The sequence below is a fragment of the Mesorhizobium sp. LSJC280B00 genome (assembly GCF_000502835.1).
Taxonomy (GTDB): Bacteria; Pseudomonadota; Alphaproteobacteria; order Rhizobiales; family Rhizobiaceae; genus Mesorhizobium.
Genome location: NZ_AYVL01000004.1, coordinates 264,186 through 288,075, shown reverse-complemented (window position 1 = coordinate 288,075; position 23,890 = coordinate 264,186). Strand labels below are relative to the sequence as shown.

Genomic DNA, 23,890 nt, shown 5'->3' with positions numbered 1-23,890 from the left:
CCGGCTGGTTCCCGCTCATGGGCTCGAACCACGATTCACGCCTTCAAAGGGCGCTGTCCTACCATTAGACGAAGCGGGAGAATGCCGACCAGTGGTTAGCATCCCTGGATGAAGGAAGCCAGTGCCGGCGGTGGAGGCAGTCACGCGAGGTGCCCAGCGCGGCCTACTCAGTCTTGAAGCGGGCAACCGACATGAACTTGACGGCTTTGCCGGTGAACCGGTTTGCGTCGGCCATCTCGTTGCCCGGTTGGAAGCCTATCGTATAGACCTCGCTCGGTGCCGTACGGACGAAGTCGTAGGCGTAGCGCGGCGCGGTTGTCGCATCTGAAACGGTTGCGACATACTCACCGCTGTGCAGCGCCCACCGGGCGGCCTGCGGCGCGGCGGCGACCACCACCGGCTTGGGGCCGGGCTTCAGGTCGCGGGCGGTGGCCCTGGGTTCCTTGCGTGTGGTCTTCACGCCTGCACCGATGACGGCGGCCGGATCGGAGCCGGCCGCGCGGGCAACGATGGCCTCGCGCGGCGATGCCCCGTCGCTCAATGCCCCGTCGTCGCTCGCCGGTTCCTCGAACACCGATGCTTGCTCGGAAAGCGACGCGACCTTGTATTCGTCGGTCGCGCTGACCCTTTCCAGAACGGCCTTGACCTCGTCGGGCTGGGAACTGTCGGGCCGCGCCGACGGCAATACCGAGAATGCGTCGGTGGCGGTGTTGCTCCGCTCGGCCGCACTTGCCAGCGCCAGCAACACTTGCTTGTCCTGCGGCGCAAGACCCGCCGGCGAAAGATCGGCCGGCAGCGAATGATCGGGCCGCCAGCTCGGCACGGGAATATTGTTTGCAACGACCTGCACCGGGCCGGCGGCAGCAGACGGGTCTGCTATGCCGAACGGAACATTTGCCGGTGCCACACTGGCCGGCGTCACGCTTGCCGGCGCTTGCGCGGTCGCCACCGCCTGTTCAGTCGATCCAGCCGCATCCGCCACGCCGAACGGAACGTTCTCAGGCGGCTGAGCGCCGACGTCGGTCTTCGGACGCGGAGCAAAATCCGGCAGCGGGATGCTGCGCGCCGGCAATGCCGCGATGATCGTCTCCGGCGTGTCGTTCTCCGGTTCTGGCGCAGGCCCTGGAGCATCGGCGACTTCCGGGATCTCGGCGCGCTTGGCATCCTGAGGCGCGACGATAGCAATACCAGGCAGGTTGCTGCTCTTGGCGGATGGCGCCGGCTTCACGTTACGGGGCTTTGGCGCTGGCTCGGCCATCGCCACGTCGGCGCTGTCGTCCGCCTCGTCGTCGCCACCGCCGAAGAGGGCTGCCAGGAAGCCACGGGATTTTTTGGCACCGCCGCTTGCGCTGGCGAGTTCAATGGCCGGCGCGCCGGCGCCCTTGCGGGCTTTGTAGGAGGCGAGCGCCTGTTGATAGCCAGGCAGCGGCTTGCCGTCGCTCGGCACATGCAACGTCTTGCCGTTGGGGAACACGCGCGCCAGTTCCTGGCGGCTGATGCCGGGCCAGTGGCGTACATTGCCGACATCCATATGCACGAAGGGCGAGCCGGAGCTGGGATAGTAGCCGACGCCGCCGCCCTGCATCCTGAGGCCGACGTCGCGCAGCTTCTTCAGCGGCACGCCGGGAATATAGAAATCCATCGCCCTGCCGAGCATGTGCTGGCTTTTTTCGGCGACGCCCCTGCTGCGGCTGCGCAGCATCGAATTCGTGGCCGGCGAACGATAGCCGCAGACGACCTGGATGTAGTCGGTCGCGCCGCTCTCCCGGTACGCTTCCCAGACAAGGTCCAGCAGCCGCGGATCCATCTTGGTCGGCTCGTTGCGACGCCAGTCGCGCAGGATGATGTTGATCTTTCGCAAGCCCGCCTGGTCGTAGCGGCCATTGCGCTTGTAGACGATCTCCGCCTTTTCATGCGTGTGGAGATGATAGAGCTTCAGCGAACGTGTCTCGGCGCTGGCGCCGGTTGCCGCCGCTGCAAGGAACCCGACGGCAACAATCACCGCTGCCAGCCATCTCGGCCAGACGCTCATGTGATAATGCCGCCCGTTTTTGTGTCGTTCGATTCTGTTCAAATCAAAAGGCCTTGCAGGCTGCCGTTTTGTCCCCGGATTTGACCAAACGGATGCGAGGTGTGTGCATCCGAATATCGATCCTAATGGTTAATCATCGCTTATTGAAGCCGAAATGCGGTAACACGGTGGCGATATCCCGCCAAAAATATTGCGCAGGATATCTTGGTAAACCGTTGGTTTAGATCATGTTTTGGCGCCAGCTCGAAACACGATCTGTTACCGTCCGCCTTAATACGTGAACACTGTGGCGAACACATCATTTCGAGGCGCAGTTGCGTGGAATGATGTCCGGATGAGAACCGGCCTGGCCCTATGACTCAGGAAGCGAGCCGTTCGACGCGGCCGGTTTCCGGGTCGATGCCGTATTCCTTGAGCTTGCGGTAGAGCGTCGACCGGCCGATGCCGAGGCGGCGGGCGACTTCGCTCATCTGGCCGTTATAGTGATCGATGGCGAGCTTGATCATTTCGAGTTCGACGTCGGCCAGCGCACGCACATTGCCGCGCTCGTCGAGCGCCCGCAGCGTGCCGAAACGAGACTTGGCTGGTGCATCGGCGTCGGCGGCTGCGATGCCGCCAGCGGCCGATATGTTGTCGCGCGGCTGGCTGCCCGAAGCCACTCCGGAAGCTGGCCACCCTGGAGTTGGCCCCCCTGGAGCTGGCAAGGCGATACCCGAATCGAGATTGACCGTGCCCTCGACTTGCGCCCGGATCTGCGGGAACTCTTCTTCGGTCAGCATGTCGCCGTCGGCAAGCACCGAAGCCCGGAAGACGGCATTTTCGAGCTGCCTTATATTGCCCGGCCAATCATAGGCCTGCAGCATGGCAAGCGCCGCAGCCGAGATGCCCCGCAGGCGGTGGCGCGGATCGGCGGGTGCCACCTTCTCCATGAAGTGCTCGACCAGATAGGGGATGTCGTCGCGACGGTCGCGCAATGGCGGCACGAAGATCGGATAGACGTTCAGCCGGTAGAACAGGTCCTCGCGGAACTTGCCGTCCTTGACCTGCTGCAGCAGGTTGCGATGGGTTGCCGAGATCAGCCTGATGTCGACCCTGACGGTCGAGCGCCCGCCAACCGGATCGACCTCGCCGTCCTGTACGGCGCGCAACAGCTTGACCTGCACGTCGAGCGGCAGGTCGCCGATTTCGTCAAGGAACAGCGTGCCGGTGTGCGCTTCGACGAACTTGCCGGTATGTTTTTCGGTGGCGCCGGTGAACGAGCCCTTCTCGTGCCCGAACAGGATCGATTCGACCAGATTGTCGGGGATGGCGCCGCAATTGACGGTGACGAAGGGTTTCGAGCGGCGGTCGCCGCTGCCCTGGATGGCGCGCGCCGCCAGTTCCTTGCCGACGCCGGATTCACCTTCGATCAGGATCGGAATGTTGGACGCCGCCGCCTTGCGGCCGAGCCGGATCACCCGATCCATCGCCGGACTGTGGGTGATCATGTCCTTGAACGTCAGATGGCCGCCGCGCTGCCGTGACGAGCGCTTCAGTTCGCCTTCGAGCGCTTCGACCTTGAGGGCGTTGCCGATCGACGCCTGCAGCCTGTCGGGAGAGGCCGGCTTGACGACGAAGTCGAAGGCGCCGTGACGCATTGCCGAAACGACGGTTTCGATGCCGCCCTGCGCGGTCTGCACGATGACGGGAATGTGGATGCCACGCTCGCGCATCGCCTTCAGCACGCCGATGCCGTCGAGGCCGGGCATCATAAGGTCGAGGATGACCACAGAGACGTCGCGCGCATTGGGCCCGTCGACGAGATCGAGACCGGCCTCGCCGCCATCGGCGACGATCGCGGTGTGGCCGAATTTCGTCACCGCCGCCTCGAGCAGCCTGCGCTGCACGGGATCGTCATCGACTATGAGTATGGAAGCTGCCATGACTGATCCGACCGTGCCCGCCCGAGAATGCGCCCTATGGATCATCTTGGCACAGGGTTCTAAATAAGCTTTCAAAAAACCCGGTGAATGAATTCCTTAGGATTTGACCGGCTTCTCGTTTCCTCGAATTTTTGTGTCTGGAAGGATCGGCAATGCGCATGGTTTTTGCTCGAAAGCTGGCGGCGGCGCCCGGTCAGGGCGTGGCGGAGCTTGGCGACCTGCCGGAATGGAATCTGGCCGATCTCTATTCGGGCATGGAAGCGCCCGAGTTGAAGCGCGACATCGCCAAGGCCGCCGCCGATGCCATCGCCTTCGAGAGCCGTTGGAAAGGCACGCTCGCCGCCGAGGCCGGGCGTGGCAGCGCCGGCAGGCTGGGCGAGGCGCTTCAGGCCTATGAAGCGCTGGAGGAGCTGATCGGCCGGATCGTCTCCTATGCCGGGCTTGTCTATGCCGGCAACACGTCGGATCCACAGCGCGCCAAGGTCTATGGCGACATCCAGGAAAAGATGACCGATGCCAGCGCGCACCTGCTGTTTTTCGCGCTCGAGCTGAACCTCATCGAGGATGGCGCGATCGAAAACGCACTCGCCGCCGATCTCGCCTTCGCCCACTACCGGCCCTGGGTGCTCGATCTGCGCAAGGACAAGCCCTATCAGCTCGAAGACCGTATCGAGCAACTCTTCCACGAAAAGTCGATCACCGGGCGCGGGGCCTGGAACCGCCTGTTCGACGAGACGATGACCGATTTGCGCTTCGACGTCGACGGCGAGGAGCTGACGCTGGAGCCGGCGCTCAATCGCCTGCAGGACGCAGACGGCGAGGTGCGCCGCCGGGCGTCCGAGGCGCTGGCCACGACATTCCGCAAGAATTTGCGCGTCTTTACGCTGGTCACCAACACGCTGGCCAAGGACAAGGAGATTTCTGACCGCTGGCGCGGCTTCGAGGACATTGCCGATTCCCGCCATCTCGCCAACCGCGTCGAACGCAGCGTAGTGGATGCACTCGCCGCCGCGGTTCGCGACGCCTATCCGCGCCTGTCGCATCGCTATTATGCGATGAAGGCGCGCTGGCTCGGCATGGAGGTGATGAACCACTGGGACCGCAATGCGCCCCTGCCGGAGACCCCGCAGGCGGTCATCGGCTGGGACGAGGCCAAGAACACCGTGCTTTCCGCCTACCAGCGCTTTTCGCCCGACATGGCGGAGATCGCCAGATCTTTCTTCGACCGCAACTGGATCGATGCACCGGTGAGACCCGGCAAGTCGCCTGGCGCCTTCGCGCATCCGACCGTGCCTTCGGCGCACCCCTATGTGCTGCTCAACTACATGGGCAAGCCGCGCGACGTGATGACGCTGGCGCACGAGCTCGGCCACGGCGTGCACCAGGTGCTGGCCGGCGGCCAGGGCGCCTTGATGGCGTCGACGCCGCTGACGCTGGCCGAAACCGCATCGGTGTTCGGCGAAATGCTGACCTTCCGCTCGCTGCTCGAGCAGACCACCGACAAGCGCGAACGCAAGGCCATGCTCGCCCAGAAGGTCGAGGACATGATCAACACGGTCGTGCGCCAGATCGCCTTCTACGAGTTCGAGCGCAAAGTGCATGCCGAGCGCAGGAGCGGCGAACTGACCTCCGACAAGCTCGGCCAGTTCTGGTTGGAAGTGCAGGCGGAAAGCCTCGGGCCGGCGATCAAGCTGCGCGAAGGGTACGAGATTTTCTGGACCTATATCCCGCACTTCATCCACTCGCCTTTCTACGTCTATGCCTATGCATTCGGCGATTGCCTGGTGAACTCGCTCTACGCGGTCTACCAGAACGCCGAGCGCGGCTTTCAGGAGAAATATTTTGCCATGCTGCGCGCCGGCGGCACCAAGCATCATTCCGAGCTTCTAGCGCCGTTCGGCCTCGACGCGGCCGACCCTGCCTTCTGGCAGATCGGGCTTGGCGTGATCAGCGGACTGATCGACGAGCTGGAAGCACTGGACAATTGATGCGCAACACTGGGTGATGCGCAACACCGGATGACCGGGTTTTCCAGAACAGTTTAGCTGCAATGCATATTGGCGATGGTTCTATTCTTGTCTTGGATATTTGTTCTTAAATAACTTTCCATGGAAGTTTTCCGTTAGATTCCCGTAAGCTGTATGATAGCGTCCGCCCTCAAGCTCAGCCGGGCACGAATGGATCCGGTCGGAAAATCCCGACCGGTCATGGCGTGTCGGCGGATGCGACAACGGTTGTTGGCCAGGGGCAAACCGGTCGCCGACAGCTCGATCGAAGCCGGCTGTTCTGCAAATTGCGGAACCACCATCGAATGGTCCTTCGCCGAGGTCATGGCTCCACAGGCCAGGGCGGACGGATCGGACTGGAGAGAGAAAGACAATGGGCACTTTTTTCTACATGCTCCTGGCGTTCCTGGTAGGTGTGTTGGTTGGCTGGTTCATTTGGGGACGCCTGCGTGGCGAACTCGACAGTTTGCGCGGCGATCTAGACCGCACGCGCAGCGAACGCGACAGATTGCGGGCCGATAGCGACCGTCTGACCGGTGAGTTGGATGCATGCGGCCGCGCCCGCGCCGATCTCGAACGCCGGCTGGGCGAGGCGAAAACCACCCAGGCGCCAACCGCGAAGGCGGCAACAGCCAAGGCGCCAGCCGCCAAGACCGGCGCGACCAAAGCCGCGATGCAGGCGCCGTCAACGCTGATGTCGACATCCGCACCGGCCAAACCGGCGCCGAAGAAATCTGCAACGGCGAAGGCCGCGACCGCGCCACGCGCAAGTGCCGCGAAAACGGCAACACCGAAACCGCCTGCATCGAAAGCGAGCGCCGCGCCGACGACCGCGCCAGCGGCAAGCAAGGCTGCGCCGGCGGCAAGCAAGGCCGCGCCATCTGCAAAGAAAGCCGCGACCGGCAAGGCAACAGCCACCGCGGCAGGCAAAGCCAACGATCTGCGTCGCCTGATCGGCATCGGCCCGACCAACGAGCGGCTGCTCAAAGGGCTTGGGGTCACGACCTATGCCCAGATCGCCGCCTGGACACCCGACGATGTCAAGCGGATCGAGGCGACGTTGAATTTCGACGGCCGTATCGAACGTGAACGCTGGATCGAGCAGGCGAAACTGCTTGCCGCCGGTGACGAGAAGGAATTTGCGCGCCGCTTCCCGACCGCGGGGGAAGCCAGCAACACCTGATCCATCGCAAGGTGGCATTTTGGAACAAGGCGGCGCCCACTGGCGCCGCATTTGTTTTTGCCGCCGCGCCTTTGCGTCTTGAGACGCCGCTCCCTCGATTGCACACGGTCGAGCCCCCATATAGATCGATCGCTGGTGACCGCAGCATTCGAGCCTTATGTCCCTGCCCCTGCCCTTTGCAATTTTCAGGAACGACGAGACCGCGCGGCAGCTCGTTTTCGACCGGCCGGCCGAGATAATCGCAGCGCATGGCGAGGCGGACTTTTTGCCTGCGCTGGAAGCCGCGCAGGTAGCACATGACGGCGGCAAATGGCTGGCCGGTTATTTCTCCTACGAGGCCGGTTACCTGCTCGAACCCAAGCTCGTTCCGCTGCTGCCGGCCGGCCGCCGCGCCCCGCTTTTCTGCCTCGGCGTGTTCGACGCGCCAGTCGAGGAGACGATCGCGCCAGGCGATCTGCCGGCTAGCAACGGCCCAATCTTCGACGCCAAGGCAGCCTGGTCTTCGGACGACTACGCCAAACGCTTTGCCAGGCTGCATGACCATATCCGCAAGGGCGACTGCTACCAGGGCAATCTGACCTTTCCGGTCCACGCACAATGGTCGGGCGATCCGCTGGTCGCCTTCGACGCGCTGACCGAACGCCAGCCGGTGAAGTATGGGGCGCTGGTCGCGCTCGGCGATCCGATCGTCTTGTCGCGTTCGCCCGAACTGTTCTTCGAGGTGGACGCGGAAGGCATGATCGAGACGCATCCGATGAAGGGCACCGCGCCGCGCGGCGCAACAAAAGCCGAGGACGATCGCCTGAAAGCGTTCTTGCGCAACGACGAGAAGAACCAGGCCGAGAACCGGATGATTGTCGATCTCCTGCGCAACGACATTTCACTGATCAGCGAGGTTGGCACGCTCGATGTGCCGGAGCTTTTCCGCATCGAGAGCTACCCGACCGTCCACCAGATGGTGAGCCGTGTGCGGGCGAAACTCTTGCCCGGCCTCGCCATCCGCCAGATTTTCGCCGCGCTGTTCCCCTGCGGCTCGATTACCGGCGCACCGAAGATCCGCGCCATGGAGATCCTGCGCGAGCTGGAAAGTGGCCCGCGCGATGTCTATTGCGGCGCCATAGGCTGGATCGCGCCCGGCGGCCGGATGCGCTTTTCGGTGGCGATCCGCACCATCTCGCTCTTTGCCAATGGCGAGGCGGTCTACAATGTCGGCGGTGGCGTCGTCTTCGATTCGACAGCCGAAGAGGAGTACCAGGAGTGTCTGCTGAAAGCCCGTTTCGCGACGGGAACACTGCCGATTTCGAACTGATCGAAACAATGCGCTGGGAACCCGGCTCTGGTTTCCTCCGTTTCGACCGCCATCTCGCGCGGCTTTACGGCTCGGCAAGCGAACTCGGTTTCGCCTGCGATCCGCAAAGGGTCGGCGAAGCGCTGATGAATGCGGTCGGCCACCAACAGATCGCGTTGCGCACACGCCTCGTCCTGTCGCGCAAGGGCGAAGTCGCGGTTTCGGCGCAGCCTTACGAGCCGCTCGCCGCAGACAAGGTCTGGACACTTCAACTGGCACGGGTGCGGCTTGATTCGAGCGACACGCTGCTGCGTCACAAGACCAGCCGCCGACAATCCTATACACGCGCCCGCGCCGAATATCTCGCCGGCCGCGCCGACGAGGTGCTGCTCGCCAATGAGCGCGGCGAAATCTGCGAGGGCACGATCACCAATGTCTTTGCCGATTTCGGTGACGGCGTGCTGGCCACGCCGCGGCTCGATTGCGGCCTGCTGCCTGGCGTCCTGCGCGGCGAACTGCTGGATCAAGGCCGCGCCGGTGAAGCGGTCTACACGTGGAACGAACTGCAATCGGCCAAGGCGCTGTTCGTCGGCAACTCGCTGCGCGGATTGATCCCGGCGCGGCTGGGCTGAAGCATCTGGAGACAACAATGTTCGTGGTTTCGCTGAACTACAAGGTGCCGCTGACCGAGATCGACCGGCTGCAGCAAGCGCATGTCGAATGGCTGAAGGCCTGCTATGCGCAAGGTATCTTTGTCGCCTCCGGGCCAAAGCGGCCAAGGACCGGCGGCATCATCATCGCGCGCGGTCCACGCGAGGAGCTCGATGCCAGACTGGCGGACGATCCCTTCGCCAAGGCAGGTGCCGCCGATTACGAAATCACCGAATTCACGGCGAGAATGGCCGCCGCCGCACTGGAAGCCTACAAAGAGGCATGAGCTTCCGCCCGCCGACCCACACACCCTATGACGGCTCGTCGAAACTGTTCACCATCGGGCTGAAGCCGCTCAATCTCGATAGCTGGATCGAGGTCGACGAATATCTGCTGCCCTATCTTGCCGAGAAACGCCGGCTTTATGCGGAAATTCCCGGCAAGGTTTTTGTCGAGGGGCAAACAACGCGCGACGCTCAGCGCGAAGTGCTCGATCTGCTCGGTGCGCATCTGGCGGCGAACTTTCCTGAGACCCACAGGCGTACCGACAATGCGATCGAGGTGATCGGCGGAATCGACAATCTCGAGGGCTCAGGCACCTCAGCTTCTTTCACCGATGCGCCGCTTGTCGCGGCCTCGTTGCTCGTCCAGGAGGATTTGATCCTGATGCGCCGCGACGACAGCGGCTGGCGTCTGGCGGCCGGCTCGCTCTGCTTCCCGTCGTCATGGTCGCTGACCGAAAAATTCGGCAAGCCGCTGCAGCAGATCCACGCGCCGGTACCGGGTTTCGGCCCGGGCACACGCCCGGCCGATCTCATCAACCGCATGTTCGACGGCCTCCAGGGCCAAGCCGTCGAGCGCTACAACTGGTCGATCCAGGCGGGCGACGCGCTCTACCATCCGCTCTCCAACCTCGAACGCATCGACCGCGCCAGCAGTCGCCCGTCGAGATTCCCGGATGGCGACATCGACGCCCATGCCTTTATCCGCGTCGAGCGGCAGACGCTGAGAAAGCTCCCCGTTTCGGGCGACGTACTCTTCACCATCCGCATCCATCTCGACCCGCTCGCCGTGCTGGAACGCCACCCCGACCGCGCGGCGCTCGCGGCGTCCTTGGCCGAACAACTTCTGGCGCTGGACGAGGCACAACTCGACTACAAGGGGATGACCGCCGACCGTGACCGGCTGGTCGCGTGGCTCAGGGCGCTAGTGCTGTCCTAAATAGCAGCCACGCCCAGCAGCAGGATCGCGGACATCGCGGTAAAGACGGTGACGTTGACATCCCACCGCCAGCCCGCCGGTCCAAACGGCGGCCGGAACGGCGGATAGCCGTTCTCGTCATACAGCACGCCACCGTAGATCGGCCGCGAGAGCATGGCCGCGAAGAATGCTCCATACATAGCCGCGGCCAATCCCCCGGCGAGATAGAGCCGCTCGGCTTCGAGTTGTCCCTTGATCCAGATAAGTCCGAGCGCAATCAGCGCCACACCGGTGTAGCTCAGCACCTGCCAGACGACATGAAACCGGGCGTGTGGGGTCCACAACGGATTGGTTGCATGTGTGGCGTTGAAGTCGGCTTTGATCGTCGCTACGCCGTAGCCCACGGTCGCGACGCTTAGCAGAATTCGGGCAAGCAGATGACTATCGTAAGCGAGCTCCATCGCATTTTCCTCCCTTATGCAGGAACGACTTGAATGGCACCCTGGGCACAGAAGAGCTGCCCATCGGCCAGCCGCGCATAAATTATGGACGATCCCCTTCTCGTGATCCTGCAACTGCACGATGAAGTTGCCGCTCTGCTCCGTCCAGCTCGCGAGCACGAGATTCGGGCGTACGCTGGTCAGGTCGACCTTGACCACCTCGTCGATTTCGGTGGTCCCGATCGACGCCTGGATATGCAATTCCTGCGGCGAGAAAAACGTCAGCCGTGGTACGAAGGAGCCGAAAACGCAGTCGAAAGTCTTGCCGACGAGCGAAGCTGGAAAAGCATCGGTTTCTGCCATCATCCTCTCCTTGGCATGGCCGCTGCGGCCACGCCATTTGACGATTCTCAATGTCTAGTCGCAACAATCCTCCGAATAATAGGCTCTTGGAGCGCTCCAAGGAATACGATCCGCCTATTTCGGTTTTGAGTCAATAAAATTCTTGGAGCGCTCCAAAAAATGGTCTACCTCAGGAAAAACGAGTGAATCGCCAATGCCAACCCTAGCCGATGTCGGCAAGGCTGCCGGAGTTTCCCGGGGGACTGTCTCCAACGTCTTCAACCGGCCGGAGCTGGTCAGGCCCGAATTGCGCGAGCGCGTCGAAGCGGCCGCGCGAGCGCTCGGGTTTGGCGGCCCCGATCCGAAAGGACGATTGCTGCGGCACGGCAAGTTCAATGCCATCGGGTTCATGCCGCCTGGCGCCTACGCCATCTCCGAAGTGATGAGAAGCCCCTATGGCCGCGAGTTGGTGCTCGGCGTTTCGCTCGCCTGCGACGAGGCTGGAACGACGCTCAGCCTTGTAAACGGCACCGATGACACGCGCTTCGCCAGCATCCGCGATGCGCTGGTTGACGGCTTTATCCTTGGTCACAGCGCCGATATCGGTCTCATAATTTCGGTCCAGAGACGGCGTCTGCCCTTCGTCATTCTCGAAAGCGACGCAGGTCCCGACATCAATTCGATAAAGATCGACGGCTGGAGCGGCGCGGTAGCTGCCGTCCGGCATTTGACCGGGCTGGGGCACCGGCATTTTGCCATCCTTTCGGTGCGACGGACTCCCGGCCCACCGATTGTCCACATGCCCGGACAGGCAACGCGCCCGCTTCTGGCCGGCTTCCCGCTCGACGATGAAAGGCTCGACGGTTTCAAACAGGGTTTGGCGGAGGCGAATTTGTCGATCGAGGATGTCCCGATCATCGAGACGATCCCAGGCGAGCCATCTGCCGGAGCAGTGGTGTTCGACAGGGCGCCTGAAGCAACCGCGATCCTGACCATGTCGGATTGGCAGGCGATCACAATACTGGACGAGGCGGTTCGCCGCGGCATCGACGTGCCGGGCCACGTATCGGTCGTTGGCTTCGATGGGACCGCTGAATCCGCACGCACCACGCCTCCGATGACCACTGTGGCGCAAGACGTGATCGGAAAAGGCAGGCTGGCCGCCCGAATGGTTCTTGACAATGAGGCCCCCCGCCAGGTCGTTCTGCCGGTAGAACTGGTGGTTCGAGCCTCCACAGCCGGGCCGAGGGCAAAAGTCCGCTGAAACGCGCGGATGCGCCATCCGCATCGGGGGCGGCGCTGGCAGCGTCTTTTCGCTGAGCAGCGTCTGACACTGAACGGGGCACAACTTGACTATAAGGGCCTGACAGCCGACCGTGACTGTCGGCGGAAGACAACTGTAACTTGTGGCTTGGGGGCACAATGATCCAGCATCTTGGCAGGCCGGTCACGTTCATGGCCGCGATCCTGGTACTGTCGACAGCAGCTGAGGCGGAGCCGGTGACTTATGCCGGCAAGCTTGGAAAAAGCGATATCGTCGTTGAATTCACCGGCGACCCCGCGACCGCCGACGGCCCGCTGGCCGGCCGCTACTTCTACCGCTCGAAGGGCGTCGATATCCCGCTGCAGGCCAGGTTGCAGAAGGGCAGCAAGTTCGAACTGGCCGAGGAGGAGGCATGCGGCGCCGACAATTGCGATGACGGAAAGGCCGCGCCGATCGCCGCTGTGTGGCGCCTGGCCTCATCCAGTAACGGCAAGATCCTTGAGGGCAGCTGGAACGGAAAGAAGGCGCTGCCGCTCAGATTGGAACGGGTCGCAAGTCGGCAAGTGACCGGGAACGAGCCCAGCACCCCGCTCGATCTCTACGATTTCAGCTTCATGAAGTTCTTCGGCAATGACACGCCGCTCACCATGGAAACGTCCCCTTATGACTATCTGCGGATGGACACTCAGCTCGATAACGGCAAGACGACTGGTTGGCCGGACGCAACCTACCGCTATGTCGTCGACCCCCGCACCAAATTCGCCACGCCGCGCATTGTCGAACTGTCCGGCGACGTTCCGATCGAGGCCGCGAATGCTCTGCTGCAAGAGAGGCACTGGCGCGCAAACATCGGCGCACTGGGCTGCGTGGCGGCGCAATATGCCGGTTTCAACGAAGGCGGGCCGATTGACGGTGTAAACGACGGCACCCTCGGAGGCTATGAGGACAGCACATTCGAAGTGACCTCGCTGACTCCGCGGCTGATGAGCTGGCGGGAGTCCGGCAGCATCTTCTGCGGCGGAGCGCATCCGACCAACTATTCGGACGCCTACATCATGGATGTACGGGGCGGCGTCCTGCTTGGCCTTCAGGACATTTTCTCGGATACGGTGGATGGCAAGCCCGGTCCTTCCCTCGTCTCCTTCGTCAAGCAGCGGCGCAAGAAACCGATCGATCAGACCGATATCGATCACGAAGCCGAATGCGGCATGGACGATCTCATCGGCGAATATCTAGCGGTCAGCCTCTGGCGTGAGGGCGACAAGCAGGTTCTGGTTTTCGGGCTCCAGACCCTGCCGCATGCCATCCAGGCCTGCGCCGACGATCTGCTGGACCTGGCGGTCTCCGAGGCACGTGACCTCTTCAAGCCTGAATTCGCAAGACTGGTCGAGCCGTAGCCGGGATGGCGCGGTGTAACGCCGGCCGTCCGCTTTTCGCTTTATTGTGACAATGATCTATGGTTTGTCGCGCCGCGGCCAAGCCGCTGTTCCGAAGCGTTTTTTGAGGGAGTAATCGATAAATGGCGAATGAAAACTGGCCCGTTTACGGTGAGATCACCGGCCCTGTAGTGATGATCGGCTTCGGCTCGATCGGACGGGGAACGCTGCCGCTGATCGAGCGCCATTTCAAATTCGACAAGTCGCGCATGACGGTCATCGACCCGCGCGACGCCGACCGCAAATTGCTCGACGAGCGCGGCATCACTTTCATGCAGGATGCAGTGACCAAAAAGAACTACAAGAAGCTGCTGACACCGCTTTTGACCAATGGCGGCGGCCAGGGCTTTTGCGTCAACCTGTCGGTCGACACTTCCTCGCTCGAGTTGATGAAGCTCTGCCGCAAGCTTGGCGTCCTCTATATCGACACGGTGGTCGAGCCCTGGCTCGGCTTTTATTTCGACGAAAAGGCCGACAACGCCTCACGCACCAACTATGCGCTGCGCGAGACCGTACGTACTGAAATCGCGAAGAACCCGGGCGGCACCACGGCGATCTCGTGCTGCGGCGCCAATCCGGGCATGGTCTCGTGGTTCGTCAAGCAGGCACTGGTCAATCTCGCCACAGATCTTGGCTTCGACTTCTCGGAACCCGCGCAGCACGATCGCGAAGGCTGGGCCAGGCTGATGAAGAAGGCCGGCGTCAAGGGCATCCATATCGCCGAGCGCGACACCCAGCGCACCAAGAAGCCCAAGCCGATGAACGTGTTCTGGAACACCTGGTCGGTCGAAGGCTTCATTTCGGAAGGGCTGCAGCCGGCCGAGCTCGGCTGGGGCACGCATGAGGCGTGGATGCCGAAGAACGCCAAAAGCCACAAGAACGGTTCGAAGGCCGCGATCTATCTGGAGCAGCCCGGCGCCAATACACGCGTGCGCACATGGTGTCCGACGCCCGGCCCGCAATACGGTTTCCTGGTGACACACAACGAAGCGATCTCGATCGCCGATTTTTTCACGCTGCGCGGCAAGAAGGGCAAGGTGCAATACCGGCCGACCTGCCATTACGCCTATCATCCCTGCAACGACGCCGTGCTGTCGCTGCACGAGATGTTCGGTGTCGCCGGCAAGGCTCAGCCCGTGCATCACGTGCTCGACGAAAATGAACTGGTCGATGGCGTCGACGAACTCGGCGTGCTGCTCTACGGCCACGCCAAGAACGCCTACTGGTACGGCTCGCAGCTGTCGCTGGCCGAGGCGCGCAAGCTGGCGCCCTATCAGAACGCCACCGGCATGCAGGTCACGTCGGCGGTGCTGGCCGGCATGGTCTGGGCGCTGGAAAATCCCGAGGCCGGCATCGTCGAAGCCGACGAGATGGATTACAAGCGCTGCCTCGACGTGCAGAACCCATATCTCGGGCCGGTCAGGAGCTATTATACCGACTGGACGCCGCTCGACAATCGGCCTGGTCTGTTTCCCGAGGATCTCGACACCAAAGACCCGTGGCAATTCCGCAACATCCTCGTTCGATAGCAGCGTTGCCTCGACACTCCGCCAGCTTGCAATCGCCCGGAAATCGGGCGATTGAAGAGGGGCGGCCTAGAGCGACGTGCGTCCATTTGGACGCACAAAGTACGCTCTAGCACTTTGAATGTGCGCATCGTGCTTTCCGAAAATCGGATCGATTTTGGGCCGATGCGAGAGGAGAGGATCTTGAAGATGACGATTGCGCAAAGACTGCTTTCGGCTGGCATTGCCGCGGCCGCTACGGTCGCGTTGGCGGCCTGCACGACAACCGGCTCAGGCGAGCCGCCGGTGATCACGGCCAAGGGGGTTGAAGGCTCCTGGATCGACGCGCAGGGCACGGGCTTGTCGACCTTCAAGGGCGGCAGCTTCGCGACCGTCGCCACCGATACCGGCCAGAAGCTTGCCGATGGCAGCTACACCATGACCGGCGGCACCTCGGTCGAGATCCATGGCACTTCGCTGATCCGCCAGACGCCAATCAGCTTCAACTGCTTGATGGTCTCCACCAGCCAGCTCAATTGCACCAGCGCGAGCGGACAGAATTTTGTGCTGACCAGGCGCACCTGAAATCCTTCCGAATTTACTTTGCACAAGGGCGGCGGCTTCAAGCCGTCGTCTTCTTGCGCCGGCAAAGCTGATGCCGATTTCAGCTTGCATCGACTGAAACGCGATGTGAACATGGCCTGAGAGGGCTGTTACATCCCAGTCAAACAAGAGCGTTAACGCCACTGGTCAAGTCACCCGGGAGACGAGAATGAAGAAGATTGCTGCCATCGCCGCGCTGTCGGCATCGGCGCTTGGCCTGTCGGCTGGGGTATCCTTTGCCGACTACACGCTCAACATCCTGCACATCAACGACTGGCACAGCCGCATCGAGAGCAACAACAAGTACGAATCGACCTGCTCGGCCGAGGAGGAGACCAAGGGCGAATGCGTCGGCGGTGCCGCCCGCCTGGTCACCGCGATTGCGCAGGAGCGCAAGAAGCTGGAGGGCCAGAACGTGCTGCTGCTCAGCGCCGGCGACAATTTCCAGGGCTCGCTCTTCTACACGACCTACAAGGGCAAGACCGAGGGCGAATTCCTCAACCAGATGAAATTCGACGCCGAGGCGCTTGGCAACCATGAGTTCGACGATGGCGAGTCGGCGCTGGCGCCGTTCCTCGACATGATCAAGTTTCCGGTGCTCGGCGCCAATGTGAAGGCCAATGCGCAATCCAAGCTCGGCGACCGCGTCAAGCCGTCGATCGTGGTCGAGGTCGGCGGCCAGAAGATCGGCATTGTCGGCGCGGTCACCAACGACACGCCGGAGCTTGCCTCGCCTGGCCCGAACATCGCCATTGAAGATGACGTCAAGTCGATCACCGCCGAGGTCGAGAAACTGAAGCGAGAGGGCGTCAACAAGATCATCGCGGTCACCCATATCGGCTACAAGCGCGAGCGCGACGTGATCGCCAATATCCCGGGCATCGACGTGGTGGTCGGCGGCCACAGCCATTCGCTGCTGTCCAACACCGACCCCAAGGCGGAAGGCCCATATCCGACGATGGTCGACAATCCGGACGGTTACAAAGTGCCGGTCGTGCAGGCGGCGTCCTATTCGAAATATCTCGGCGAGTTCAAGGTCGTGTTCGACGACAACGGCGTCGTCAAGGAGGCAAGCGGCGATCCCATCCATCTCGACAAATCGATCACGCCCGACCCCGCCGTGCTTGCCCGCATCAAGGAACTCGGCGCGCCGATCGAGGCCTTGAAGAACAAGGAAGTCGCCGAGACCACCAAGGCGATCGACGGCAGTCGCGAAAACTGCCGCGCCCGCGAATGCGAGATGGGCAATCTGGTCTCCGACGCCGTCCTCGACCGGGTCAAGGGCCAAGGTGTCGAGATCGTCATCTCGAATGGCGGCGGCTTGCGCGCCTCCATCGACCAGGGCACCGTCACCATGGGCGAGGTTCTCACCGTCCTGCCGTTTCAGAACACGCTGGCGACCTTCCAGATCTCCGGCAAGGATTTGGTTGCCGGCCTCGAAAGCGGCCTCAGCCAGGTCGAGGACGGCGCCGGGCGCTTCCCGCAGGTTGCCGGCCTGAAATATGCGTTCGACAAATCGGCGCCGCCTAACGGACGCGTCAAATCGGTCGAGGTCATGGAAGGCGGCGCCTGGACGCCGATTAAGCCGGACAAGGATTACCTGGTCGCCACCAACAACTATGTCCGCCAGGGCGGCGACGGCTACAAGGTGTTCGCCGAGAAGGCCAAGAACGCTTATGATTACGGCCCGGGGCTGGAACAGGTCGTCGCCGACTACCTAGGCGCGCACCGGCCCTATACGCCGAAGCTCGACGGCCGCATCACCGAGATCGCCGCGACCGTGGCCCCGGCCGCAGAACCTGCCAACCCTGCCGAACCGCCAAAACCTGCTGAGGCTGCGCCGGCAAAGCCTGCTGAGCCGGCAATGCCCGAAATGCCGGCCGGCTCTGGCGACATTTCCAAGACGCCGCCGGCCGTCCCGGCTGAAACAGCGCCGGCACCCGCACNCCCGCCGAGCCGGCCCAGCCGGCGGCACCTGCGGCTCCGGCCACACCGGCTCCGGCGACCCCTGCTCCGGCTGGGCCGGCACCGGCCGAAAGCAGCCATGTAATCGTCGCCGGCGATACCTATTGGGATCTCGCGGTGAAGGCTTATGGCGACGGCACCAAATGGAAAATAATCTCCGATGCCAACAAAGCCTACGAGCCACGCCGCCTTCCGGTCGGCGCAACCTTGACGATCCCGGCGGCCTCGAAGTAATCCGGCCGCAGGAACGCAATGCACCCCGCCCGGCAGACCGGGCGGGTGTTGCATTTCTGGGATAAGGTGCGGCCAGACGCAGCATTTGAAAACCGGCGCGGCATCGCTACTTTCGCCGCGGCATCGTTGGTTCGCGGTGTTGGAGAACCTCATGACGCTTGCCAACCCTGCTGAAATCAAAGCCGAGAAGACTGCCGCCTCGCCGTCGGCAGGGCGCCCTCTGGTCAGGACCGGCAAGGTCGGTGTCATGCTGATCAATCTCGGCACCCCGGACGGCACCGGCTTCAAGCCGATGTGGCGCTATCTCCGGGAGTTCCTGTCCGATCCGCGCGTCATCGAGCTCAACAAGGCGATCTGGTATCCGATCCTCTACGGCGTGGTCCTCACCACCCGGCCGAAGAAATCAGGGGCCAACTATGCCAGGATATGGAACCGGGAGCGCAACGAGTCGCCGCTGCGAACCTACACCCGCGCCCAGGCCGAGAAGCTCGGGCTCGCGCTCGGCGAGCTACCCAATGTCGTCGTCGACTGGGCGATGCGCTACGGCAACCCTTCGACCGAGAGCGTGGCCGAGAGACTGGTCGAGCAAGGCTGCGACCGCATCCTGTCTTTCCCGCTCTATCCGCAATATTCGGCGACGACGACTGCGACTGCCAACGACCAGCTGTTTCGCGCGCTGATGAAGATGCGCCGCGCCCCGGCCATTCGCAGCGTGCCACCCTATTACAACGAGCCGGCCTATATCGAGGCGCTCGCCCGTTCGATCGAAAAGCATCTGGCGAGCCTCGGATTCGAACCGGAAATTGTCATCGCTTCCTATCACGGCATTCCGAAACCCTATTCCGACAAGGGCGACCCCTACCAGGCCCATTGCCTCGAGACGACCCGACTGCTGCGCGAAAAGCTCGGCTGGGATGAAAACAAGCTGATTACCACCTTCCAGTCGCGCTTCGGCGCGCAGGAGTGGCTGCAGCCCTACACCGACAAGACGGTCGAAAGACTAGGGCGCGAAGGCGTGAAATCGGTCGCCATCGTCAATCCAGGATTTTCCGTCGACTGCATCGAGACGCTGGACGAGATCGGCAGGGAAGCGTCCGAGACCTTCCATCATGCCGGCGGCGAAAAGTTCGCACACATCCCTTGCCTCAACGACAGTGCCGAGGGCATGGCGGTGATCGAGGCGATGGTGCGGCGCGAGCTGTCCGGCTGGGCCTGAACAGATCACCCGTCTATGCACCCGCAATCCGTGATCACCTGATTGTAACATTGCTGAAACACACTTAAGTGTTTGATGGGAATCGGTCGCGTGGAATATCCAACATGGCCGGCCTTTGAGGGGAGAGCCAAATGGGTTTCAGTGGTTTTGATATCGCGCTTCTTGTTCTTGTCGCCCTTGTCGTGCTGGTGCTTATCAAGGGCATCCGAACAATTCCGCAAGGCTATAATTATACCGTCGAACGTTTTGGCCGTTACACCAAGACATTGAACCCAGGCCTCAACCTGATCGTGCCTTTCGTCGACCGTGTCGGCGCCAAGATGAACATGATGGAGCAGGTGCTCGACGTTCCGACGCAGGAGATCATCACCCGCGACAATGCCACCGTTGCCGTCGATGGCATCGCCTTCTATCAGGTGCTCAACGCGGCGCAGGCCGCCTACCAGGTCTCCGGCCTGCAGAATGCGATTCTCAATCTCACGATGACCAACATCCGCACCGTGATGGGCTCGATGGACCTCGACGAACTTTTGTCGAACCGCGACGCCATCAACGAGCGCCTGCTGCGCGTCGTTGACGAGGCGGCGCATCCCTGGGGCATCAAGATCACTCGTGTCGAGATCAAGGACATCAACCCGCCGGCCAATCTCGTCGAATCGATGGGCCGACAGATGATGGCCGAGCGCAATAAGCGCGCGCAGATCCTCGCCGCCGAAGGCCTCAAGCAATCGCAGATCCTGGAGGCCGAAGGCCGCAAGGAAGCCGCCTTCCGCGATGCCGAGGCGCGCGAGCGCTCGGCCGAGGCTGAAGCACGCGCCACGCAGGTGGTGTCGGAGGCGATTTCCAAAGGCGACGTGCAGGCGCTCAACTACTTCGTCGCGCTGAAATACACCGAAGCGCTGACCAAGATCGGCTCAGCGACAAATAGCAAGCTCGTGCTGATGCCGATGGAGGCCTCATCGCTGATCGGCACGCTCGGCGGTATTGGCGAAATCGCCAAGGAAGTTTTCCGAAGCGAAGGCACCGCCGGTGCCGCACGACGGGCCGCCCGCCCGCCGGTCGTTCGTCCGAGCGAAACCTGAGGCCACAGCCATGCTCGACCGCATTGTTTCCGAACTCGGCCCGTGGAGCTGGATGGTCCTCGGCTTCGTCCTGCTGGTAATGGAGGTCATCGCGCCGGGCATTTTCATGCTATGGATCGGCATTGCCGCGCTGTTGATCGGCGTCGTCTCACTGCTCATCTGGGATGCCGGTTTCTGGACCTGGCAAGTCCAGGTCCTCGCCTTCCTCGCGCTGTCGCTGGTCTCGGCCTATGTCGGCAAGCGGCTGGTGGGCGGGCGCCATGATGAAACCGACCAGCCCCTGCTCAACCGTCGCGGCGCACAGATGGTCGGCCGGACGGCGACCCTTGCCGAGCCGATCAAGGACGGGCGCGGCCGCGTAAAGCTGGGCGACACGTTGTGGCGCGTCTCCGGCCCTGACCTGCCGGCCGGCACGCAAGTGCGCGTGACGGGCGCCGCTGATACCGACCTGGAACTGACGGTCGAGGCGGTCTAGAAGCCCGCTAGGCAGCACCGATGCGCAGCAGGTCGTGCAGATGGACGAGCCCGATCGGCCGCCTGCCTTCGACCACCATCAGGCTGGTGATAGCCGAGTCGTTGATCGTCTGCAGCGCCGTCGCAACAAGCGTGTCGGGCGCGGCCATTTTCGGCTCTCTGGTCATCACCTGATCGACGCTCATTGCCAGGAGATCGCTGCCGATATGGCGCCTGATGTCGCCATCGGTGATGATGCCGATCAGCTTGCCGTCCGCGGCAGTCACGGCCACGCAGCCAAACCCCTTGCGCGACAATTCGAGGATTGCCTCGCGCATGCCGGTACCTGACGACACCAGCGGCAGCCTGTCGCCGACATGCATGATCTCGCGGATCTGCGTCAGGTTGGCTCCGAGCTGGCCGCCGGGATGGAACGTGCGGAAATGGTCCGGGGTGAAGCCGCGTGCCTCGAGGAGCGCGATGGCCAGCGCATCGCCCATCACCATTTGCAATAGTGTCGAGGTCGTCGGCGCAAGCCCGTGCGGGCAGGCTTCCGGTGCTCGCGGCAGCAGAAGCACAACGTCGGCCGCGCGCGCCAGAGCCGATTTTTCACCCGCGGTGACCGCGACCAGCGGGATCGAGAAGCGCCTCGAATAGGCGATGATGCCCTTGAGCTCAAGGCTTTCGCCCGACCACGAAAGCGCGATTATGGCGTCGTTTCTGGCGATCATGCCAAGGTCGCCGTGATTGGCTTCGGCAGGGTGGACGAAGAAGGCCGGCGTGCCGGTCGAGGCGAGCGTTGCGGCGATCTTCGAGCCGATATGGCCGCTTTTGCCGACCCCGGTGACGATGACGCGGCCATCGATCTGCGACACCATGCCGACGGCTCGTGCGAACGGCTCGGCCAGCCCGTTTTCGAGAGCGTCTGCCAGTGCCGCGACGCCGGCCTGCTCCGTCGCCACGGTTCTCAGCGCCGAGGCAATCGCGGCCTGCCCGTCATGCCGCTTCCTGTCTGGGGATTTCACGTCCATGGACGATGCGATTAGCGCTTCGGCGCGCGCCTGTCCAACGGAATTGCCGTCCCGAACCTCCTGACGGGCCATGCCTCAACGCTCCGTTAACCATCCCCATTTACGGTTTCGTAAGTATGGCGCCCGTGCGCCGCGCAAGCAGTGGTGCCGATGTCCGGGTTTCAGCCTCAAAACAAAATGGGACGAAAGGGCAAGGCGGTCTGCGCTTTGCTGCTGGCAACCAGTGTCTTTGCGTTGTCGCGGCCGGCACTGCTTTGCGCCCAGGAAACCGAGCTGCGCGGCGAGGTTTCGGAATCGACAATCCTGGACGACCAGCAGTACAAGATCAGGCAATCGAGCATAGCCGGAATCCAAGCCGCGCAGGCTGCTGCAACCGCCAACGACAATACGCCGCTGCCTACCTATCGCCCGGCCAGCCAAGGGGCGTTGCCTGACGACGGCACGGGCGAGGCGGCCACAACCGGCGGCACTTTCGATCAACCAGCGGCCAGCGGCGATCCATTTCCCGACAACCCTGCTCCGCCCCCCCGACGGCGGCCAAGCGCGACGCAACGCGCCGCCAATGCGGCCAACGCCGAAGACGAGACCGCTGACAGCCAGAAGCGCAAGAGAACCGCGACTGCAGCCGCGGCGGCGACCGACGACACCGATACCGCCGCCATAGACGAGCAGGATACGGTCAACCGCCGTGCCGTCACCATCGATTCCGCCGAGAGGCTCAAGCTCGACCCTGGCGCCGAGCGCACCGAAGCCATCGAAGGCCAGGACAACAAGAACGAGGACGACCCGTTCGCTGCCACCGGCATCAAGCTCGGCTCCTTCGTGATCCGGCCGACGCTCGAGCAAGGCCTGACGTCTTCGACAAACGCCGATTCGAGCAGCCTCGGCAAGCCGGCCTTGCTGTCGGAAACGACGCTGCGCTTCAACGCCGTCTCCGACTGGCGGGAGAATTCGGCGACGGTTGAGGGCTATGGCATCTTCCGCGAAACCTTGTCCGGCTATGACATTCACGAGGCGCAAGGCCGCGTCGACGGCACACTCAACATCGATCTCGACAATGATCTGCGCGCCATCGCCAAGCTGGGCTATGAGGCCTTGCCCGAATCGGCCTCGGCGCCGGACGCGGTCGTCGGCGCCGTTGGCCAGCCGGTGCGCCAGACCGTGAACGGCAGTCTCGCCGTCGAGAAGGATGCCGGCAAAATGCGCTTCGCGCTGACTGGCGCGGTCGAGCACGACATCTTTGGCGACGCCAAGCTTTCGTCGGGCGGATCGCTGTCGCAGAAGGGCCGCGACTCGACGCTCTACACGGCCATTTTGCGTACCGGTTACGAGATCTCGCCTGCCATCACCCCGTTCACCGAAATCGAGATCGGCCGGCGCGCTTATGATTTGCGCGTCGATCCAAACGGCTTCCAGCGCTCCTCGACCAGGCTTGGCGCACGGGCCGGCGTCGAGCTCGATCTCCGCGAGAAGCTTAGCGGCGAGTTCTCGGTCGGCTGGCTGCGCGAAGCTATCGACGACGATGCCCTGCCGGCTATTTCGGGCGCGACGGTCAATGCCGATCTCAAATGGTCGCCGGAACGCGGCACCACGATCGGGCTCACCGCGCAGACGACCGCCGAGAACACGACGAATGCGGGCGAAAGCGGCGACATGCTCTATTCCGGCAGCCTCACCGGCGAGCGGCAGATCCGCGCCAACCTGACCGGAAATGCCGCTCTCGGCCTTGAATGGCGCGACTATACCGGCTCCGACGATCATGATTTGACGCTGAGCGCCGAGGCTGGGCTGACGTGGTGGCTGAACCGCTACACCGGGCTCACCACCCGCGCCAGGACTGAAAAACTGACCAGCAACCTGGTTGGGCGCGACTACACGGCCAACAGTATCTTCGTCGGCTTGAAGTTGCAGCGCTAAATGCATGTCGCGCAAAAGTGTGCAGCGGTTTTGCGATAACGACTTGCGTAAAACAAGAACCTAAAGCGCGTCGCATGAGGCCGGTCGAACGCGGCGCGCTTTAGCCGATCAGCGCGGCAA

The 23,890-nt window shown here is 62.8% G+C and carries 18 protein-coding genes, 1 tRNA gene and 1 pseudogene; 15 read left to right on the top strand and 5 right to left on the bottom strand.

Translation table 11 applies throughout. The features are described 5' to 3' along the window. Window positions 1-5: 5 nt before the first annotated feature. The 3 genes from X773_RS47630 to X773_RS47620 all read right to left on the bottom strand — a co-directional run bounded on the left by X773_RS47630 (window position 6) and on the right by X773_RS47620 (window position 3,954). Window positions 6-79: transfer RNA gene (locus X773_RS47630), tRNA-Gln, on the bottom strand. 84 nt (window positions 80-163) lie between these two features. Further along, window positions 164-2,032, bottom strand: coding sequence for a DUF882 domain-containing protein (locus X773_RS47625; protein WP_023675407.1), 1,869 nt, complete (start codon window positions 2,030-2,032; stop codon window positions 164-166). Window positions 2,033-2,391: 359 nt separating this feature from the next. Next, window positions 2,392-3,954 (bottom strand): sigma-54 dependent transcriptional regulator, encoded by a 1,563-nt coding sequence (locus X773_RS47620; RefSeq protein WP_023675406.1) that lies wholly within the window; start codon window positions 3,952-3,954, stop codon window positions 2,392-2,394. A gap of 152 nt (window positions 3,955-4,106) precedes the next feature. On the opposite strand from X773_RS47620, the gene X773_RS47615 reads away from it, so the two are divergent. From X773_RS47615 to X773_RS47585, 6 genes are all read left to right on the top strand, one after another. After that, window positions 4,107-5,942, top strand: coding sequence for a M3 family oligoendopeptidase (locus tag X773_RS47615; protein WP_023675405.1), 1,836 nt, complete (start codon window positions 4,107-4,109; stop codon window positions 5,940-5,942). Window positions 5,943-6,333: 391 nt separating this feature from the next. Continuing rightward, entirely contained in the window at window positions 6,334-7,143 is an 810-nt protein-coding gene (locus X773_RS47605) for an NADH dehydrogenase (protein ID WP_023675403.1), read from the top strand. 157 nt (window positions 7,144-7,300) lie between these two features. After that, window positions 7,301-8,452, top strand: a complete 1,152-nt coding sequence (locus X773_RS47600) for an aminodeoxychorismate synthase component I (RefSeq protein ID WP_031211375.1) — start codon at window positions 7,301-7,303, stop codon at window positions 8,450-8,452. Beyond that, window positions 8,401-9,063: an aminotransferase class IV family protein gene (locus X773_RS47595; protein ID WP_031211374.1), complete on the top strand. Its 663-nt coding sequence runs from the start codon at window positions 8,401-8,403 to the stop codon at window positions 9,061-9,063. The genes X773_RS47600 and X773_RS47595 overlap by 52 nt, the downstream gene beginning before the upstream one ends. A 17-nt stretch (window positions 9,064-9,080) precedes the next feature. Further along, window positions 9,081-9,368, top strand: coding sequence for a YciI family protein (locus X773_RS47590; RefSeq protein WP_023675400.1), 288 nt, complete (start codon window positions 9,081-9,083; stop codon window positions 9,366-9,368). Continuing rightward, window positions 9,365-10,303: a DUF3445 domain-containing protein gene (locus X773_RS47585; RefSeq protein ID WP_023675399.1), complete on the top strand. Its 939-nt coding sequence runs from the start codon at window positions 9,365-9,367 to the stop codon at window positions 10,301-10,303. The genes X773_RS47590 and X773_RS47585 overlap by 4 nt, the downstream gene beginning before the upstream one ends. Here X773_RS47585 and X773_RS76255 read toward each other — a convergent pair. Next, entirely contained in the window at window positions 10,300-11,085 is a 786-nt protein-coding gene (locus X773_RS76255) for a DUF6640 family protein (protein ID WP_156937296.1), read from the bottom strand. The genes X773_RS47585 and X773_RS76255 overlap by 4 nt on opposite strands. Before the next feature lie 193 nt (window positions 11,086-11,278). On the opposite strand from X773_RS76255, the gene X773_RS47575 reads away from it, so the two are divergent. From X773_RS47575 to X773_RS47540, 8 genes and pseudogenes are all read left to right on the top strand, one after another. Next, the gene (locus X773_RS47575) at window positions 11,279-12,328 is read left to right on the top strand and encodes a LacI family DNA-binding transcriptional regulator (protein WP_023675397.1); all 1,050 of its coding nucleotides are present in this window, start codon (window positions 11,279-11,281) and stop codon (window positions 12,326-12,328) included. 158 nt (window positions 12,329-12,486) lie between these two features. Further along, window positions 12,487-13,725 carry a hypothetical protein gene (locus tag X773_RS47570; protein ID WP_023675396.1) on the top strand — a complete coding sequence of 413 codons (1,239 nt, stop codon included), beginning with the start codon at window positions 12,487-12,489 and terminating at the stop codon, window positions 13,723-13,725. Window positions 13,726-13,847: 122 nt separating this feature from the next. After that, entirely contained in the window at window positions 13,848-15,293 is a 1,446-nt protein-coding gene (locus tag X773_RS47565) for a homospermidine synthase (RefSeq protein WP_023675395.1), read from the top strand. 186 nt (window positions 15,294-15,479) lie between these two features. Then, the gene (locus X773_RS47560; RefSeq protein WP_023675394.1) at window positions 15,480-15,854 is read left to right on the top strand and encodes a hypothetical protein; all 375 of its coding nucleotides are present in this window, start codon (window positions 15,480-15,482) and stop codon (window positions 15,852-15,854) included. Window positions 15,855-16,041: 187 nt separating this feature from the next. Then, window positions 16,042-18,071 (top strand): annotated as a pseudogene (locus X773_RS47555) (5'-nucleotidase C-terminal domain-containing protein). 151 nt (window positions 18,072-18,222) lie between these two features. Further along, entirely contained in the window at window positions 18,223-19,287 is a 1,065-nt protein-coding gene (gene hemH / locus X773_RS47550; RefSeq protein WP_023675392.1) for a ferrochelatase, read from the top strand. Between the two features lie 131 nt (window positions 19,288-19,418). Further along, entirely contained in the window at window positions 19,419-20,369 is a 951-nt protein-coding gene (locus X773_RS47545; RefSeq protein ID WP_023675391.1) for an SPFH domain-containing protein, read from the top strand. A 10-nt stretch (window positions 20,370-20,379) separates the two neighbouring features. Then, the gene (locus X773_RS47540) at window positions 20,380-20,844 is read left to right on the top strand and encodes an NfeD family protein (protein ID WP_023675390.1); all 465 of its coding nucleotides are present in this window, start codon (window positions 20,380-20,382) and stop codon (window positions 20,842-20,844) included. A gap of 7 nt (window positions 20,845-20,851) precedes the next feature. Here X773_RS47540 and X773_RS47535 read toward each other — a convergent pair whose 3' ends face one another. After that, the gene (locus X773_RS47535) at window positions 20,852-21,853 is read right to left on the bottom strand and encodes a KpsF/GutQ family sugar-phosphate isomerase (RefSeq protein WP_023675389.1); all 1,002 of its coding nucleotides are present in this window, start codon (window positions 21,851-21,853) and stop codon (window positions 20,852-20,854) included. A 150-nt stretch (window positions 21,854-22,003) separates the two neighbouring features. Between X773_RS47535 and X773_RS47530 the strand changes: the two genes are divergently transcribed. After that, window positions 22,004-23,770 (top strand): outer membrane beta-barrel protein, encoded by a 1,767-nt coding sequence (locus X773_RS47530; protein WP_031211367.1) that lies wholly within the window; start codon window positions 22,004-22,006, stop codon window positions 23,768-23,770. Window positions 23,771-23,890: the final 120 nt, after the last annotated feature.

Excerpts from the sequence above, each read along its gene's own strand:
- X773_RS47600 (WP_031211375.1), top strand. The coding sequence starts at position 7,301 with ATGTCCCTGCCCCTGCCCTTTGCAATTTTCAGGAACGACGAGACCGCG.
- X773_RS47560 (WP_023675394.1), top strand. The coding sequence starts at position 15,480 with ATGACGATTGCGCAAAGACTGCTTTCGGCTGGCATTGCCGCGGCCGCT.
- X773_RS76255 (WP_156937296.1), bottom strand. The coding sequence starts at position 11,085 with ATGGCAGAAACCGATGCTTTTCCAGCTTCGCTCGTCGGCAAGACTTTC.
- X773_RS47620 (WP_023675406.1), bottom strand. The coding sequence starts at position 3,954 with ATGGCAGCTTCCATACTCATAGTCGATGACGATCCCGTGCAGCGCAGG.
- X773_RS47545 (WP_023675391.1), top strand. The coding sequence starts at position 19,419 with ATGGGTTTCAGTGGTTTTGATATCGCGCTTCTTGTTCTTGTCGCCCTT.
- X773_RS47615 (WP_023675405.1), top strand. The coding sequence starts at position 4,107 with ATGCGCATGGTTTTTGCTCGAAAGCTGGCGGCGGCGCCCGGTCAGGGC.
- X773_RS47625 (WP_023675407.1), bottom strand. The coding sequence starts at position 2,032 with ATGAGCGTCTGGCCGAGATGGCTGGCAGCGGTGATTGTTGCCGTCGGG.
- X773_RS47575 (WP_023675397.1), top strand. The coding sequence starts at position 11,279 with ATGCCAACCCTAGCCGATGTCGGCAAGGCTGCCGGAGTTTCCCGGGGG.
- X773_RS47530 (WP_031211367.1), top strand. The coding sequence starts at position 22,004 with ATGTCCGGGTTTCAGCCTCAAAACAAAATGGGACGAAAGGGCAAGGCG.
- X773_RS47540 (WP_023675390.1), top strand. The coding sequence starts at position 20,380 with ATGCTCGACCGCATTGTTTCCGAACTCGGCCCGTGGAGCTGGATGGTC.
- X773_RS47585 (WP_023675399.1), top strand. The coding sequence starts at position 9,365 with ATGAGCTTCCGCCCGCCGACCCACACACCCTATGACGGCTCGTCGAAA.
- X773_RS47605 (WP_023675403.1), top strand. The coding sequence starts at position 6,334 with ATGGGCACTTTTTTCTACATGCTCCTGGCGTTCCTGGTAGGTGTGTTG.
- X773_RS47565 (WP_023675395.1), top strand. The coding sequence starts at position 13,848 with ATGGCGAATGAAAACTGGCCCGTTTACGGTGAGATCACCGGCCCTGTA.
- X773_RS47535 (WP_023675389.1), bottom strand. The coding sequence starts at position 21,853 with ATGGACGTGAAATCCCCAGACAGGAAGCGGCATGACGGGCAGGCCGCG.
- hemH (WP_023675392.1), top strand. The coding sequence starts at position 18,223 with ATGACGCTTGCCAACCCTGCTGAAATCAAAGCCGAGAAGACTGCCGCC.
- X773_RS47570 (WP_023675396.1), top strand. The coding sequence starts at position 12,487 with ATGATCCAGCATCTTGGCAGGCCGGTCACGTTCATGGCCGCGATCCTG.
- X773_RS47590 (WP_023675400.1), top strand. The coding sequence starts at position 9,081 with ATGTTCGTGGTTTCGCTGAACTACAAGGTGCCGCTGACCGAGATCGAC.